A 16,155-nucleotide genomic window follows, 5' to 3' on the forward strand; every position below is an offset into this window, starting at 1 on the left:
AATCTTCGGGTGACCGATGCGATCAGGCGATGGCAGGACCTACGCTACCGTTTGGCTGAACCGAGCCGAAAACGCCGCTCACAGAGGGCAACGTTGCGTAAGATATTAAGTTAGCGCATATGCGCATGCGCGGGTATGACAAAAATGGTGCGCGGGCATAACAAACAAGCGTTGGCCCCGCATCCTGTATTCGTCACCCCCGACCCGATCGGGGGTCCATGCCTGCTCACCGCGTCACCCGATAAACCCCCAACCCCAACCACTCATGCAAAGCCGTTTGCCACAGCAGCAAACTGCGGGCCAATGAATACTCAGCCCACAGCGTGGCATCGCCTGTCCTGAAATCCACCGGGTACGGCGTCACCTGGCACCCCACCGCCTCAAACTCGGGCACAGACCGGGGCATGTGCCAGGCCGACGTCACCAGAAGCCAAGGCTCTTGGCAACGCTTGCCCAACAACGCAGCCACCTGTAAAGCATTTTCTCGGGTGGTACGCGAGCCGCTTTCCAGAATCACACGCCGCATGTCCACGCCCTGCTGCTCATAAAACGCCTTGGCCAATTCGGCCTCGCTCACGCCCGTGGCCAGCAAGCGCCCCTCACCGCCAGAAAAAACCAATTGCAATTGAGGGTGCTGCCGCATTAGCCCCACCGGCACGGACATGCGCTCGGCCGCTTGGCCCAAAGGCACCTGGCCATGCGCCTGATAAATGCCAGGGTGCTCAAGGGCACCGCCCAGCACAATCACGCCCACATGCCGCCCGACAGCCTCTGGGGGCGGCACGGGGAATCGGTTTTCCAGCGGGCGCAGCAGCGCATGCGGCAAAGCCTCAAAACCCAGCAGCCCCAACACCGCCACTCCACCCCAAAGCATGCGAACAGCTGCCCGCCGCCAACGCGCAGCACCACTCAGCAACCCCAGCGCCACGCACCACCACACAGCCAGCCAAAACATGGGCTGCGTGATGGCCGACATCAACTTGGACAAAACAAACATTTGGACCTTTTCAAAGCTCTTAAACGACAAAAGAGCCTTTCGGCTCTTTTGTTGTCAAACAATTGTGATTTGAACCCTGTCAATTAAGACTTGGGTCAGTGTGACCGGTCCTAACTTTAAGTCAAACAATTAAGTACTTGTAAGTACTTGCCTACCACCAAGCGCTCGTCATACAAACGCTCCATTTTTAAGCGGCCCCGCTGGCCCATGGCTTGTCGCTCTTCGGGTGAAAGCACCAACATCTCGCCCATGGCCCGAGCCAAGTCGGGTACATTAGCCAATTCGCACAGGTAGCCGTTCACCCCATCGTCCACCACATCGCGGCAGCCCACCGCGTTGGTGGTGACCAAAGGTTTGGCCATGGCCGCCGCCTCCAGCAAGGTGCGCGGCGTGCCCTCTCGGTACGAAGGCAGAACCACCACATCGGCCTTGGCCAGCGCTTGGCGCACATCGTCGCTCACGCCCCAGTAGCTCACAGCACCTTGTTTCACCCACTCATCCATTTGCGCCCGACCAATGGCTGTGGGGTTTTGAACGTCCAAAAAACCCAAAAGGGCAAATTCAGCATTCGGGTGCTGCGCCTTCAAAGCCGCAGCGGCTTGCACGTATTCACCCACCCCTTTGTCCCACAACATGCGGGCGACCAGCAAAAATACCACACGCCCGTCCTCGGGCCTGTTCGGCACAGGTTGAAACTTGGTTAGATCAACTCCTGACCCCGGCAAAAGCCCCACCACTTTGGGGTTCACCAAACCTTGGGCCACAAAGGCGTCCAAGTCGTCTTGGTTTTGAAAAAATACCTTGGCTGAACCCGACAAAGCCAAACGGTACAAGCGCCGCACCAGAGCCGTGAGCCAGTTGTTTTTGTTGAAGACCGAACCCAAACCCGCAATGTTGTTGACCACCGCGACGCCCAAACTGCGAGCGGCCAAAGAGCCGTATACATTGGGCTTGACCGTGAAGCCCAAGAACACATCGGGGCGCAAAGTTTTCAACAAACGACGGTAGCGCCACCACAAGAGCGCATCTCGCACGGGGTTGGTGCCTTGGTTGTCCATGGGCAATGCCACGAACTGGCAGCCCAAGTCCCGCACGCGGTCGGCGTATTCGTCGTGCGGCGCCACGGCCACCACCTCATGGCCTTCGGCCAACATGGCTTTGATGAGCCCGGCGCGGAAGTTCAACAAATTCCACGCCGTATTCAAGGCAATCACCACTTTCATTTTCTTCATGACCACAACCATACCCAAGGGTAAAACTGATACGGCAACCAAGCATGGGCATGGGTAGCAAACAGCAGCCAGCCCAACATCAACAGCACGCTGTAAGCGACCACCATGAGCGTGCCAAAAGAACGCCCGAAACCTTTGAACACCCAAATGCCGGGAAGGTGCGACAACACCATCAATTGCAGAGGCAACCAATACAAGGCCAGTCGGTCAATGGCGGTGCTGTTTTCAGGAAACCACAACAAAAGCAAAAGCAACACCACGCTGGACCACGACAAGGCAGCCCAAAAACTTTGTACCGATATCGAAAAACCGAACCGGCGACGGTAAAGCAGGAACACCAGCGATGGCCCCACCGTCATGAGCAAGCGCACCAGCGCACCACCCGACTCATAGTCATTGGCCACATATCCTTGAACAAAATAGTCTGCATATGGCAATAAGAGTGTGCTCAGCAAGCCGCCCGCCAGCACCATCAACATGCCGTACAACAACTTGTTGCGACGCAAAGCGAAGAACGCAAAAGGCAACATGACCACGGCGGTTTTGTGGAACAACGCCGCCAACATCACCCAAGCGATGTAACGCCAAACACGGCCATGAAACACCGCTGCCATGGCCAACATGACCAAGCCAATCGCCACGCTTTGGCGGGTGTAACCCATGCCCACGACCATCAGCAAATAGGGCAAGGCCACCAGCATGGCCAAAAGTGGCCGCGGTTGGCAGCGGCTGAAAGCCAACAAACCCCACACCAACAAAGCCGCACTCAAGGTGTTGACGGTGTAAATACCACCCCACACATTGGCACCCAGCCAATTCAAAAACAAATAGCCGGGCTCATTGGTAGTCAACAGCGCCTTTAAGGATTCACCTTGGATCGACTCCAAATAACTGAGGTACACCACCCAGTCACCACCTACTTCGTGCCGCAGCCCCATCATGCCCACGAGTAATATGACCATCACGCCAAGCGACCAGCGTGATACCGCGGAGTAGGAAACCGGGCTCAGGGGTTGCCCCCATCGAAACAGCGTCAGCGCTGCTAGCAGCGCAAGCAACAAGAGGTAGGGCCACACCTTATTTCGCCTCCAACCAAGCCTGGAACATCAGCACATCCCACAAGTGGTATTGCCAATTGCGCTGACCCGATAAGTGCTCAGCCCATTTCTGGCGAATGGGCGCGGGGTTGAAGAAGCCCTCTTGCCGCAAGCGCGATTCGCTCAGCAGGTTCTCGGCCCAGTCGCGCAGCGGGCCACGCAGCCAGTGGTCAATCGGCACCCCAAAACCCATCTTGGGCCGCTCGATCAATTCGCGTGGCACGTGGCGATACAGCACTTCGCGCAGCGGCCATTTGGTCACGCCACCGCGCAGCTTGTAACCCAGCGGCAGCGACCACGCGAACTCCACTACCCGGTGGTCCAACATGGGCACACGGGTTTCCAAGCTCACGCCCATGGCGGCACGGTCCACCTTGGCCAAGATGTCGTCGGGCAGGTAACTGAGCATGTCCAGCGCCATCATGCGCTCCACCTCGTTCAAACCTTGGATCTCGGGCTGTGAACCGCTCAACACCGAGGCCGGTTCGTGGGCACCCAACACCAGCGCATCGGGCTCGGGCCAGTGCGACACCAGGCCTCGGTAGAGCTCGGCCACGGTGGTGTAGCCCAGCAAGGCCGCGCCCTTGTGCAACTTGTCGCCCAAACGCGCCACCGGCAAAAAACGGCCCAGTGAGTCCCAACGCGCTGGGGGCACGGCGGTGATGGCGGCGGCGGCGGCACGGCGCAGTGGTTTCGGTACCCGCTGCAACTTGCCCCACAGCCGGGCCGTCATTTGGTATCGGTTGTAACCACAAAACAGCTCGTCACCAGCGTCACCCGAGAGTGACACTGTGACGTGCTGCCGCGCCAGTTGGCTCACCAAGTAGGTTGGTATTTGGGACGAATCGGCAAAAGGCTCGGCGTAGAGCGTGGGCAGCTTGGGGATCACATCGAGCGCTTGTTGTGCGCTCACATAGAGTTCGGTGTGTTCGGTGCCCAGGTGCTGGGCCACGGCTTTGGCGTGTTCGGCTTCGTTGTAGCCCGCCTCGTGAAAGCCGATGCTGAAGGTTTTGACTGGGCGGCTGGATTGGGCCTGCATCAAGGCCACCACGGTAGAGGAATCTACGCCGCCCGACAGGAATGCGCCCAGCGGCACATCGGCCACCATTTGTTGGCCCACGGCGCTGCTGAGCAAGGCTTCAAGCTCGTCCACCGCTTGCTCGGGCGAACCGGCAAAGGGCATAGCCACGCCGCGCTGCGCCACTTCGCCCGCCGACCACCAAGCCCACACGCGGGGTTCGGTTTGCCAAGCGGCCAAGTTGAGCAGATGGCCGGGCAAGAGCTTGTGAATGCCTTGGTAAATCGAGTGTTCTCCGCCAATGCAGTTGTGGCGCATGTAGAGCGCCAGCGCATCGCGGTTGATCGGGGCGGCAAAGTCTGGGTGGCGGCGCAAGGCCGATACCTCGGAGCCAAACAAAAACACCGCATTCGCCCCTTGACCTTGCCAGCCGTAATACAGGGGCTTTTCGCCCAGGCGGTCGCGGCCCAGCGTCAACACGCGTTGCTCGCGGTCCCACAGCGCAAAGGCAAACATACCGATGGCGCGCTTCAGCGTGGCCTCAACCCCCCAAGCCTCAAAACCGGCCAATAATGTCTCGGTGTCCGAATGCCCGCGCCAAGATCTGTTGGCCGTCATTGCGAGGGGCGAAGCCCCGAAGCAATCCAATTCCTGTCTCAGCTTCAAATGGTTGTAGATCTCGCCATTAAAAGCCAACACATAGCGCCCACCCGCCGCCACCATGGGCTGCGCCCCGGCCGGGGTGAGGTCCACAATGGCCAAACGCCGATGGGCCAATGCAATGCCCGCTTCGGGGTCGGCCCAAGCGCCAAAAGCATCAGGCCCACGCGACTCGATGGCTTGCGCCATGTGCGTCAGAACACCGTTTACCGCGTCGCGGTGCTCCAAGGCACTGCGGCCCAAAAATCCAGTTAATCCGCACATAAGGGTTCGCTTTAGGGTTTGGCCTTCACCAAGCGGGTGTAGAGGTCCATGAATTGTTGAGCGGTGGCGGTCATGGAAAACGCCTCCACCACCCGTTGACGCGCTTGTGCCCCCAAACACTGACGCTCTTCATCCGGCAAGGCGAGCATTTCAGTCATCTTGTCGGCCAAGGCCTTCGAGTCGCGAGCGGGCACCAACCATTGGCGGCTGCTCATGAGCAAAGCGGCATCACCCACATCGGTGCTCACGCAGGGCAAACCCATGGCCATGGCCTCGCCCAATACGTTGGGGAAGCCCTCGGTGCAAGACGAAAGCACGAAAACATCCATGGCGTCCAAACAAGCCGCAGGGTCGGCACGCTCACCCAAAAGAACAAAACGCTCGGAGAAGCCCGTGGCCTCGATGCGCTGCATCAGCTCGGCGTTGGCGACATCCAAACCGCGACCAACCATCAAAAAACGGGCTTGGGGAAACCGATGGGCCAGGACACCCGCCGCAGCCACAAAATTGGCGTGGTCTTTGGCGGGGTTGTAACGGCCCAAACAACCCACCACGCAGGTGCCGGGCTCCAAACCCAAGCTTTGACGAATGGCTTGCCCTGCTCCCAATGACTCTGACAACTGAGCCACGTCAAAGCCATTGGGTATGACCATCAGCTTGTCAGCGGCATAACCCGCCGCTTGGCTGTTGAGCCGGGAAGCCTGCGCCGCACACACGATGCGTGCAGGCACCACACCCGACAAACGGGCGCACACCCAGCGCACCCAACGGGTGCTGCGCGATTCCACCGAATAGTCGGTGGTGCGCACCCCCCAAACCACCGAACGCACCCCAGCCAAACGGGCGGCCAAACCACCCAACAGGTCGGAATGCACCATCCAGGTCTGAACCACATCGGGTTTGGTGCGGCGAATCAGGCACCACAAACGAAAAAAAGCCAGGGGCATCAAAGCAAGGTGACCGACATTGAGCGCATGAACCGTCACACCTTGGGCCTTGAGTACCGGACCCAAAACACCTTCGTCGCGCAAAGAAACGATGTGGTGTTCGAGCCCTTGGGCTCGAAACAGGGGGTCAGAGGCCAAGCGCTTGAGCATCCACTCGGCGCCGCCGACGTTGAGGTTTGAAATAATGTGCAAGACGAGCATAGCCAATTTCAAACCGGGTTGACTCGAATCACCCGCCCCGGTACGCCGACCACAACAGCTCCGGGCGGACAGTTTGTAAGAACAACACAGTTGGCACCGATCATCGTGTGGTTACCAATTTGAATCCCACCCAACACTTTGGCACCGGTAGAAATCACCACACCGTTACCCACCGTTGGTTGAGCATTATCAGGAACTTCTGTATATTTATTTCCCAATGTAACGCCATTAAAAATTTTGCAGTCATTGCCTATTATCACGTTGGAGCCAATCACAATATCGTGGCCATGGACAATGATCAATCCAGGACCAATTTTGGCTCGGCATGAAATATCGCTGGCATAAATAATCCTAATGAATACCTCACATAGAGGAACCAGAAATTTATTCAATAGCGGCAACGTCTTCATTGACTGCCCCAGTCTAATCAACAGTGTCAAATGTAATGCATGACCAAACACAAACCATTTAAACCAAACAAAGAAACGATCGCTCCCAGTGACACGTTTTAAGTCAGATGAAAAATAAGAGATTGACATAATTCAGAGCGTCCAACGCCCTCTCGATAGTTGAAATGCCAGAATACCGACAAGAGACTTTAGATCCCCACCCGACATGAATGATGCCAGCATTCGAGGAAGATAGAATGTTTTGTTGTTTACATGCCTTGATTCTCGAAGCACCATGGACAAGCGCAATACAGCCTCTTTAGAATACTGCGGATACTCTTCCAAACACAAACTACACGTTCGAATCAGGTCTTTGGTGCCTTGAACTCTAATAGGGGAATCTTGTCCGGATACATTACTTGAATGCCTTCTGTATCGACCCAAAACCTCAGGAATATAAACCAAACGCCCACCTTTGGATAAAACATCAACCGTCAACATCCAATCTGAGCCTACAGGCAAATCCTCCCTAAAACCGCTCAAGGGGATTTTATTTGCTCGATACATGGTTGCAGAGGCGCAATTGATTGCCCCACGCCGAATAACTGTACGCACATCTCCCGAGCATGATTTATTTTTGTCACTATACAAGTACAAAGATCGATTCGTGGAGCTCTCGAATACATCCATATCGTGATAACAAACATCACAAGAAGGGTTGGCCTCCATGAATTCAACTTGCTTTTTTATTTTATCGGGATGCATTAAATCATCACCACCCATAATGGCAACATAATTACCAGAGCACAAACTCAAGCCGGCATTTGAATTTTTTGATATACCACAATTGACTTTCGATAAGCTAAATTTGAATTTACCGGGATACAAATTCGAATATTTAATCAACATCTCATGAGATCCATCCGTCGACCCATCATCTGCTACAACAATCTCAAAGTTATCATACGTCTGAGATAAGCAACTCTCCAAACACTCTACAAGAAGATCTTTTTGATTGTATGTTACAATTAAAATGCTGACTTTTATCATGCGGATCATCCCAACTAGGTTAAACTAGAGTTAGCTTTTTATAAATTAAAAATGCAATCACCGGCAAATAAATAAAGTAATTTAAAGCATACGCAATTGAGACGCCTTCAATCCCATAAAGAGGAGTGAAAATCAAAGCGAGTAAATAGAATAAAATAGAAAAAATAACTTCAGTAAACATAAACAATAATGTCATTGCTTTGCCCAACATCGCAAACGCAAACAACCAACTGGCGATCTTCAAGACATCACCAACCAATTGCCAAAAAAACAAAACCTCCATCGGCCGAAACTCTGGGCTAAACAGCGTCACGATCAGAAAGTCTCGTAAGTGGTAAACCAAGCTGGCACACACAGCAGCAGCCGGCAAAATCACCCGATAACCCGACAAAATTTCCTTTTTGATCTCAGCGCCAGTCTTCAACTCTGAGAGCCGTGGCAGGTAATACACGCTCAGCGTGGTTGAGACCAACATCAAATAAGCCCCACTCAAGCGCCACATCGCCTCCCAGTGCCCCGCGGCCTCCCAGCCTAGAGTTTGGCCCATATGGTTTCGGATGAGGATGTGGCTCAGCGGTACCGTGGCAGCGGTGGTGAGTGCCATGGCCGTGTATTTGGCCAAGTTTTTGGCTACGGGCCAATACACCCGACCTACCAATTCACGCCATCGGAACCAAGGTGTTTTTAAGCACAAAAAGAGCGTGGCAAAGAAGGCGAGCGACTGATACACGGCCAAAGCTATCAATGCACCCAAAAGACCCCAATTCACCACCATCAACGCGGTGATGGCCAGCGCCAGCACACTGCCCGCGATGTTGGCCAAAACATAGCGGGGTATGTCTTTTTTGCCGTTGAGAATGGCCAAGAGCAAGGTATTGAAGACCAACAGCACCAAGGTGGCCGCAAACCAAACAAACACCGTGCTCAATTGTGCGTCGCCCAAAAACCCCAGTGCCAACCGTTCACGGAAGATGAACACCAGCACACTCAGCACCAGCGAACCGGTCAACGCAATCGTGCCGGCGGTTTGCCACACTTTGCGCTGCTCAGCTTCGTTGTCATGGTATTCGGCGGTGTATTTGGTCACCCCGGTGTTGATCGCACCGCTGGCTAAGGTGCTGATCATCTGCACCGCGTTTTGAAACTGGCCCAAGGCCGCGTAGCCTGCTGGCCCCACATAAATGGCCAATATTTTGTTGATGCCCAACAAGGTGAGCATCCGAATGCCCACCGCGATGACATTCAGCAGGCTGGTTTTGATGAGGGTCAAAACGTCAAACGGTGTAGGAGTTGCAGGCTTTGATGATGTCTTGCACTTGCTCACCACTGATCGTCGGCCCCATGGGCAAACTCACCACCTCTTGATGAATCGTCTCGGTCAATGGCAATGACAGGTGCTGGTAATCGCGGTAAGCCTCTTGCTGGTGCGGCGGTATGGGGTAATGGATCAGCGTGTCAATGCCCGCTGCCTTCAGGTGGGCTTGGAAAGCGGGGCGGTTTTTGACCCGCACCACAAACAAGTGGAACACATGGTTTTGCAAGCTGGCCACTGTTGAGCTGGGGGTAATGGGCAATGTCACCAGCGGGTTGGTGATGCCTTGTGCGTAAGCCACGGCAATTTGCTGGCGCACCAAGGTGTCGGCGTCTAGGTGCTGCAACTTCACGCGCAGCAACGCGGCTTGCATTTCGTCCAAACGACTGTTGAGGCCTTGGTAGTGATTCTCGTATTTCCTGTGGCTGCCGTAGTTACCCAAGGCACGCACGGTTTGGGCCAATTCGGCGTCATTGGTGGTCATGGCGCCTGCATCGCCCAAGGCACCCAGATTTTTGCCGGGATAAAAGCTGAAGCCAGAGGCGTGGCCCCAGTTGCCTGCACGTTTGCCGTCAACTGTTGCGCCGTGGGCTTGTGCTGAGTCTTCCAGCACCAAGAGCTTGTGTTCATCGGCCAAGTCCATGATCGCCTTCATGGGGACCAATTGCCCATACAGGTGCACCGCCACGATGGCCTTGGTTTTGGGCGTGATGGCTTGGCGCACCTTCTGGGGGCACAGGTTGTAGGTTCGCGCGTCGGGCTCCACCAGCACGGGCTTGAGTCGGTTTTCGGTGATGGCCAAAACGCTGGCGATGTAGGTGTTGGCGGGCACGATGACCTCGTCACCCTCCTTGAGCTTGCCCAACTCTTTCCAAGCGCGAAGGGTCAACACCAGCGCGTCCAGGCCGTTGGCCATGCCCACGCAATGCCGGGTACCGCAATAGGCAGCAAATTCTTGCTCAAAGGCTTTGCCTTCTTGGCCCAACACGTACCAACCGGAATCGATGACGCGGGTGGCCGCGTCGATCAAAGCTTGGCGGTGTTGTTGGTTGATGGCTTTTAAGTCAAGAAAGGGAATCATTTTTCAAATCTTTATCAAACTTACCGAGGTGAACTTATGAGTTTTATGAATATTTTATTTAATTTGGAAATTTTAAAAATCATACTTCAAGGCTTAATTTTTGCTGGTATGCCTACGACAGTCGTATCAGCATCAACATTTTTTGTAACAACTGAACCAGCACCAACCGTTGCCCTAGTCTTGATCGTCACACTTGGGAGAATACTTGCACCAACACCAATTACTACGCCATCCTCAACCACTGGACCGGTCACGTGTGCGCCATAACCAGCACGCAATAAATTATCGTTGGTCGTGCCAACCAAAATGCTTACAAAAACATCATTTCCAATAATCGAGTTGCCTGTAATATGGGTCATATCCATTATTTTTGTTTTGTTGCCGATCCTTACATTATAATTTATCGTTACGTATCTACTAATTATGCAAAAATCCCCTATTTCACACATCTCACGTATTGATGCACCATCTCCAATGAGTGTATTATTTCCAATGATAACATCGTAATATATTATGCAATTTGGGCCGATAGAACACCTTGAACCTATTTTTACTCTTTTATCAAATAACGGGGTCCTAGCAATGGCACCTGCACCTTTAGGCTCCTTGCCAATAAAAGCACCCGGAAAGATCTCAACTTCATCACCAATTGTCACTCCATCAGACACAACAACATGAGGATGAATTACAGATCTATCACCAATTGTAACCTCCCCAATTATTGCATATGGGCCGACTTTCACATTAGCACCTATAACAGCACTTTGATTAATAATTGCAGTGGGGTGAATTAAACTGTTACTCATAATGATTAATTTTTTGATTTATCGAAGATGTTTCAGAGTGCTTTGATTGACAAAATTTGTTTGAAGTCGTCGTAACTGCGGATGTAGTCGGACTCGTCGTAGTGCTCACTGGCCAACACCAACAAAACACAGTCCGGGCTGAAGTCGTGCATTTCTCGCCAAACCAAGTCCCCAATCAGCAAGCCCTTTGTAGGTGAGTCCAGCCAGACGTCTTCGCGTTTCTGACCATCGTCGAGCACCATGCGGCATTTGCCGGTCACGCAGACGGCCACTTGTTGCAAGGCTCTGTGCGCATGGAAACCCCGCGAAACATCCGCTTGGGTACCAAAGATGTAATACACCCGTTTGATATCAAATGGCACGGTTTTGTGTGCTTCCAATGCCACGAGCGAGCCTCGGTCATCGCCGAGTGGGGGGAAAGTGACGGTTTTAATCAGACTCATGCTTTGATATGGTCACTCAATGCAACAAGTTTTGATGATCAACATACCAACGCGTCGCAGATTGGATGCCATCGGCAATGCGGTGGGTGGGTTCATAGCCCAACAAGCGCTGGGCTTTGCTGGTGTCGGCGAGGCTGTGGCGCACGTCCCCTGAGCGGAAGTCACGGTATTCGGGCTCGGCGTTGGCTGGCACGCCAAAGGGCACCAGGTTGTCGCGCACCAAGGCAAATAGCTGTTTGAGGGTGGTGCGGTCGCCCACGGCCATGTTGTAGACCTGGTTGAGGGCGGGGTGGGTGGCTGTGGCGGCGAGCAGATTGGCTTGGATGGCGTTTTGAATGAAAGTGAAGTCGCGGCTGGTTTCGCCGTCGCCGTTGATGAAGACCGTCTCGCCTTTGAGCAGCGAGGACACCCATTTGGGGATCACGGCGGCATACGCCCCATTGGGGTTTTGGCGCGGGCCAAAGACGTTGAAGTAGCGCAGCCCGATGGTGTGAAAACCGTAGCACTTTGAAAACACGTCGGCGTAGAGCTCGTTGACGTATTTGGTCACGGCGTAGGGGCTCAGGGGTTTGCCGATGTTGTCTTCCACCTTGGGCAAAGCCGGGTGGTCGCCGTAGGTGCTGCTGCTGGCGGCGTAGGTGAAGCTTTTGACCTGCGCGTCGCGGGCGGCCACCAACATGTTCAAGAAGCCAGAGATGTTGGCGCTGTTGGTGGTGATGGGGTCGGCCAAGCTGCGGGGCACGCTGCCCAGGGCGGCTTGGTGCAAAACATAGTCCACACCTGCGCAAGCCCGTTGGCAGTCTTCCAAATGGCGGATGTCGCCTTGAATGAACTGGAAGTTGGCCCATTGCGCTGGCGTGACCAGGCTCTGCACTTCGTCCAAGTTGTGTTGGTAGCCGGTGGCGAAGTTGTCCAAGCCCACCACACGTTGGTCGAGCTTGAGCAAGGCTTCCAGCAAGTTGCTGCCAATGAAACCCGCCACACCTGTGACCAACCAGGTCTTTGGGGATGCGGGGAGCGTTTGTAAGAGTTGTTGGTATGGGGTCATGTTCAGAGTCGTCCGTCCGCGGCACCCATGGGCAAGATGCTTTTCACGTCGTACACCACGGCGCCGGCTTGGCCAAAGGCTTTGATGCCTTGCTCGCCCATGGCCAAGAATTGGTGGTGACCCACCGCCAAGACGATGGCGGCGTATTGCCCGTGGGCCGGGGCCTCGGTCAGGCAGGCCAGGCCGTATTCGTGTTGTGCCTCGGCCACGTCGATCCATGGGTCGTACACGTCCACTTGGGTGTTGTAGGCACGCAGGGCTTTGACGATGTCCACCACCTTGGTGTTGCGCACATCTGGGCAGTTTTCTTTGAAGGTCAGGCCGAGCACCAGTACCTTGCTGCCCAAGACGGGCAAGTTTTTACGCAGCATGAGCTTGACGGTCTCGTCGGCCACGTGGCTGGCCATGCTGTCGTTGATGCGCCGGCCAGCCAAGATCACCTCGGGGTGGTAGCCCACTTCTTGCGCTTTGTGCGTCAGATAGTAGGGGTCCACGCCAATGCAGTGCCCGCCCACCAAACCGGGGCGGAACGGCAAAAAGTTCCATTTGGTGCCCGCGGCGTGCAGCACCTCCAAAGTGTCGATGCCCAGCTTGTTGAAGATCAGGCTCAGTTCGTTCATGAGCGCAATGTTCAGGTCGCGCTGGGTGTTTTCAATGACCTTGGCGGCTTCGGCTACTTTGATGCTGCTGGCCTTGTGGGTGCCAGCGGTGATGATCTCTTTGTACAGTTGGTCCACCGCTTCGGCCACGTCGGGCGTGCTGCCGCTGGTGACCTTTTTGATGGTGGGCAGGCGGTGTTCTTTGTCGCCAGGGTTGATGCGTTCGGGGCTGTAGCCGCAGTAAAAGTCCATATTAAACTTCAAGCCGCTGAACTTCTCGAGCACTGGCACACACACCTCTTCGGTGGCGCCAGGGTAGACGGTGGATTCGTAAATCACCACATCACCGGGCTTGAGAACCTTGCCCACGGTTTCGCTGGCTTTGACCAGTGGCGTCATGTCGGGGCGGTTGGCTTGGTCGACCGGCGTGGGCACAGTGACGATGAACACCTGCACGGACTTGAGGTCGTCCAGCGTGTGGCTGTAGCGCAGGTGTTGGGCGCTGGCCAATTCTTCGTTGGAGCACTCCAGCGTGTGGTCGGTGCCAGCGGCCAATTCGCTGATGCGCTGGGGGTTGATGTCAAAACCAATCACGGGGCGTTTGCGGCCAAACTCAACGGCGAGCGGCAAGCCCACATAGCCCAGGCCAATGACAGCGATGGTGTAATGTTTGAGATTCATAATATGCTGAATGAAGATGCAGTTCGACACTGCCACCGAAAGTCCTAGTCACAATAGGCGTATGCGACAGGTTTATTTGAATCGGTACAGGCCAAATCGGCCTCTTAAGCGCTCACGATGCGGCGGTACAACCAGACATAGCCAGCAACCAACAACCCTATACAGGCCAGAGACGCAACGGAGCTTTGGTAGACAAACTGCACCATGATGGCAGGCAAAAAGCTCATGCTGCCCACCAGAAGGCCAGCGACTGAGTTGCGAAAGCGCCTACTGCTGTGGGGCAAGATGCGCGACATCACGCGGCGCTTGACCAAGCTGTGGAAATGCAGGCGGTCGGGGTGGCCGGGGTGCTGTTGGCGCTGGCGGCGACGCCAGACGCTGAAGAGCACCTCGGTGATGGGGTGCACACACAGCAGCAGCGCGGCAAAGGCGGTGACGTTGGCGTGGCGCTCGATCAGCAGCACGCAGCCCCAGGCCAGCGAAAAGCCCAAAAAGTAAGAGCCGCCGTCGCCCAAGAAGATCTTGCCCAGCGGCCAATTCACAAAGAAAAAGCCCGCCACACAAGCGGCAATGAGCAAACAGGTTTGCGAGAGCACGGGGTCGCCCACGCTGTGCGCCACACCGGCCAAGCCCAGCAAAGCCCAAAACACCATGCTGCTGGCCAGGCCGTTGAGGCCGTCGATGATGTTGATGGCGTTGGCCACACCGCCCACGGCGAAGGCCGTGAACATCACGGCAAAGGGCAGCCACTGCAGCAGGGTGTCAAAACCCCAAATGTCCACCCGGCTGAGTGCGTAGCCGCTGAGCCACCAAGCCAACACACCGCTGGCCATGGTGGCCAACAATCGCTGGGTGACGCTGACGCGTTTGGTGAAGTCTTCGGCCAAACCAAAGGCAAAGGCAGGAATGCCAGCCAAGAGCCAAGGGGTGAGGCGTTGCTGCAGGTCGGGCGGCGATGCCACCCAAGCGGCCAAGAGGCCCACCAGCATGGGCAAGCCGCCGATGCGCGGCGTGGGGTGGGCGTGCATTTTTTGCACGCCGTGCGATTCGTCCAAGCTGAAGGCACCGTGCCAACGGGTGGTGAACACCACGAGCAAGCTCAAAACCAAGGACGACACGGCCCCCACCAACAGGGGCCAGGCGATGGGGGCGAACATGTCCATGCTTAGGCGCGTGCCTTCAAGCCCAAGGCTTGGCGGATGCGGGCGATTTTGGCGGTGGACTCGGGGTTGATGGCAGCACCTTGGAAGGCTTTGCGCACGAACACCCACAGCAGCAGGGCGAAGCCCGTGGCCAAGATGGATATTAAAACCACCAGGGTTTTGCGCGGTTTGCTAGGAGCAGATGGGACTGTAGGTTTGGAAACAATGTCGCTTTCGTCAAGGCCCGCCAAGCGGACGCGTTGTAGATGCACGCGCTTGGTTTGCTCCGAAATAGCGGGCAAAAGGGACACATAGTTTTTGGCCAGTTCTTCGTTGCTGCTTTTACCTTGCCTGATGGCCTGGTCCAAACGGGCTTCAAGAGTTCTGGCGTTATCGAGAGCGGCTTGGTCTTTTTGCAGGTCTTGCGTGAGTCGCGCTAATTCTTCCCCCTGTGGGCGACTGGCCTGCAATGTGGCAGACAAGAGGGCTTGTGCCATGTCGTGAGCGGCCTGTGCAGTAGGTGCCTGCAGTGTGACCAATACATGCTGTGTGTTGCGGGGAACGCTGCTGGTGGCTGCGCCTGCCAAAAGGCGCTGCGCCAAATCAGGTTGTTTGGCTGCGGTCAATACTTGTGCGGCGGCATCAAGGGTTGGCTTGGCTACGGCAATGGCACTGATTTGTTGCGGCTGTATGAGCTTTGTCTCAACGCCATCGACAATGAGCGTTTTTTGGGCGTTGAGGGTGAAGCTGCTTTCGTAGGTGGCGGGCAAGAACCAGACTCCGACCAATGCCACCAACCCGGCCAGCAATGGGCCGATGACGAGGATTTTGATGTTTTCTGCAATGGTCAAGAGCAGATCTAGCAAATCGATTTCGTCGTCTTCTGGGTGGTTGGGGGTGTCGGTCATTTCTCGGTTAAAGATACTGAAGAACTTGGGGATGGATTCGGGGTCATGGATACTCGCGTGCGCGGGTATGACAGAGGGGTGGTATGACCGGTTGTTTGTCATGCCCGACTTGATCGGGCATCCATGGATTTGGGGACATGGATACCCGCATGCGCGCATATGCGCTAACTTAATATCTTACGCAACGTTGCCCTCTGTGAGCGGCGTTTTCGGCTCGGTTCAGCCAAACGGTAGCGTAGGTCCTGCCATCGCCTGATCGCATCGGTCACCCGAAGATTAG

15 protein-coding genes are annotated in these 16,155 nt (G+C 55.3%); all 15 read right to left on the minus strand.

Annotated elements, in window-relative coordinates; all coding sequences use genetic code 11:
• Positions 1–226 precede the first annotated feature (226 nt).
• Positions 227–997, minus strand: a complete 771-nt coding sequence (locus B9Z34_RS14160; protein ID WP_108428756.1) for a YdcF family protein — start codon at positions 995–997, stop codon at positions 227–229.
• Positions 998–1,113: 116 nt separating this feature from the next.
• Positions 1,114–2,229, minus strand: a complete 1,116-nt coding sequence (locus B9Z34_RS14165; protein WP_108428770.1) for a glycosyltransferase family 4 protein — start codon at positions 2,227–2,229, stop codon at positions 1,114–1,116.
• Positions 2,226–3,191: an EpsG family protein gene (locus tag B9Z34_RS14170; protein WP_108428757.1), complete on the minus strand. Its 966-nt coding sequence runs from the start codon at positions 3,189–3,191 to the stop codon at positions 2,226–2,228. The genes B9Z34_RS14165 and B9Z34_RS14170 overlap by 4 nt, the downstream gene beginning before the upstream one ends.
• Positions 3,192–3,306: 115 nt before the next feature.
• Positions 3,307–5,268 (minus strand): asparagine synthase (glutamine-hydrolyzing), encoded by a 1,962-nt coding sequence (asnB, locus tag B9Z34_RS14175; protein ID WP_108428758.1) that lies wholly within the window; start codon positions 5,266–5,268, stop codon positions 3,307–3,309.
• A gap of 11 nt (positions 5,269–5,279) precedes the next feature.
• Positions 5,280–6,416, minus strand: coding sequence for a glycosyltransferase (locus tag B9Z34_RS14180; protein WP_108428759.1), 1,137 nt, complete (start codon positions 6,414–6,416; stop codon positions 5,280–5,282).
• An 8-nt stretch (positions 6,417–6,424) separates the two neighbouring features.
• Complete coding sequence (locus B9Z34_RS14185) at positions 6,425–6,955, minus strand: serine O-acetyltransferase (protein WP_108428760.1); 531 nt, start codon at positions 6,953–6,955, stop codon at positions 6,425–6,427.
• Between the two features lie 3 nt (positions 6,956–6,958).
• Positions 6,959–7,855 carry a glycosyltransferase family 2 protein gene (locus B9Z34_RS14190; RefSeq protein WP_233249634.1) on the minus strand — a complete coding sequence of 299 codons (897 nt, stop codon included), beginning with the start codon at positions 7,853–7,855 and terminating at the stop codon, positions 6,959–6,961.
• A 19-nt stretch (positions 7,856–7,874) separates the two neighbouring features.
• Positions 7,875–9,125: an O-antigen translocase gene (locus B9Z34_RS14195; RefSeq protein WP_108428762.1), complete on the minus strand. Its 1,251-nt coding sequence runs from the start codon at positions 9,123–9,125 to the stop codon at positions 7,875–7,877.
• 4 nt (positions 9,126–9,129) lie between these two features.
• On the minus strand, positions 9,130–10,248 hold the full coding sequence (locus B9Z34_RS14200) for a DegT/DnrJ/EryC1/StrS aminotransferase family protein (RefSeq protein WP_108428763.1): 1,119 nt from the start codon (positions 10,246–10,248) through the stop codon (positions 9,130–9,132).
• An 86-nt stretch (positions 10,249–10,334) separates the two neighbouring features.
• Positions 10,335–11,054: a DapH/DapD/GlmU-related protein gene (locus tag B9Z34_RS14205; protein WP_108428764.1), complete on the minus strand. Its 720-nt coding sequence runs from the start codon at positions 11,052–11,054 to the stop codon at positions 10,335–10,337.
• Positions 11,055–11,086: 32 nt separating this feature from the next.
• Positions 11,087–11,497 carry an FdtA/QdtA family cupin domain-containing protein gene (locus B9Z34_RS14210; RefSeq protein WP_108428765.1) on the minus strand — a complete coding sequence of 137 codons (411 nt, stop codon included), beginning with the start codon at positions 11,495–11,497 and terminating at the stop codon, positions 11,087–11,089.
• A gap of 16 nt (positions 11,498–11,513) precedes the next feature.
• Positions 11,514–12,545: an NAD-dependent epimerase/dehydratase family protein gene (locus B9Z34_RS14215; RefSeq protein ID WP_108428766.1), complete on the minus strand. Its 1,032-nt coding sequence runs from the start codon at positions 12,543–12,545 to the stop codon at positions 11,514–11,516.
• A 2-nt stretch (positions 12,546–12,547) separates the two neighbouring features.
• A complete protein-coding gene (gene tviB, locus B9Z34_RS14220) occupies positions 12,548–13,825 on the minus strand; it encodes a Vi polysaccharide biosynthesis UDP-N-acetylglucosamine C-6 dehydrogenase TviB (protein WP_108428767.1) in 1,278 nt (425 codons plus the stop codon).
• 104 nt (positions 13,826–13,929) lie between these two features.
• Complete coding sequence (locus B9Z34_RS14225; RefSeq protein WP_158268734.1) at positions 13,930–14,982, minus strand: glycosyltransferase; 1,053 nt, start codon at positions 14,980–14,982, stop codon at positions 13,930–13,932.
• Between the two features lie 8 nt (positions 14,983–14,990).
• On the minus strand, positions 14,991–15,875 hold the full coding sequence (locus B9Z34_RS14230) for a hypothetical protein (protein ID WP_108428769.1): 885 nt from the start codon (positions 15,873–15,875) through the stop codon (positions 14,991–14,993).
• Between the last annotated feature and the right edge of the window lie 280 nt (positions 15,876–16,155).

It is taken from the genome of Limnohabitans sp. Hippo3 (genome assembly GCF_003063665.1).
In the GTDB taxonomy this organism is placed as follows: domain Bacteria; phylum Pseudomonadota; class Gammaproteobacteria; order Burkholderiales; family Burkholderiaceae_C; genus Limnohabitans_A.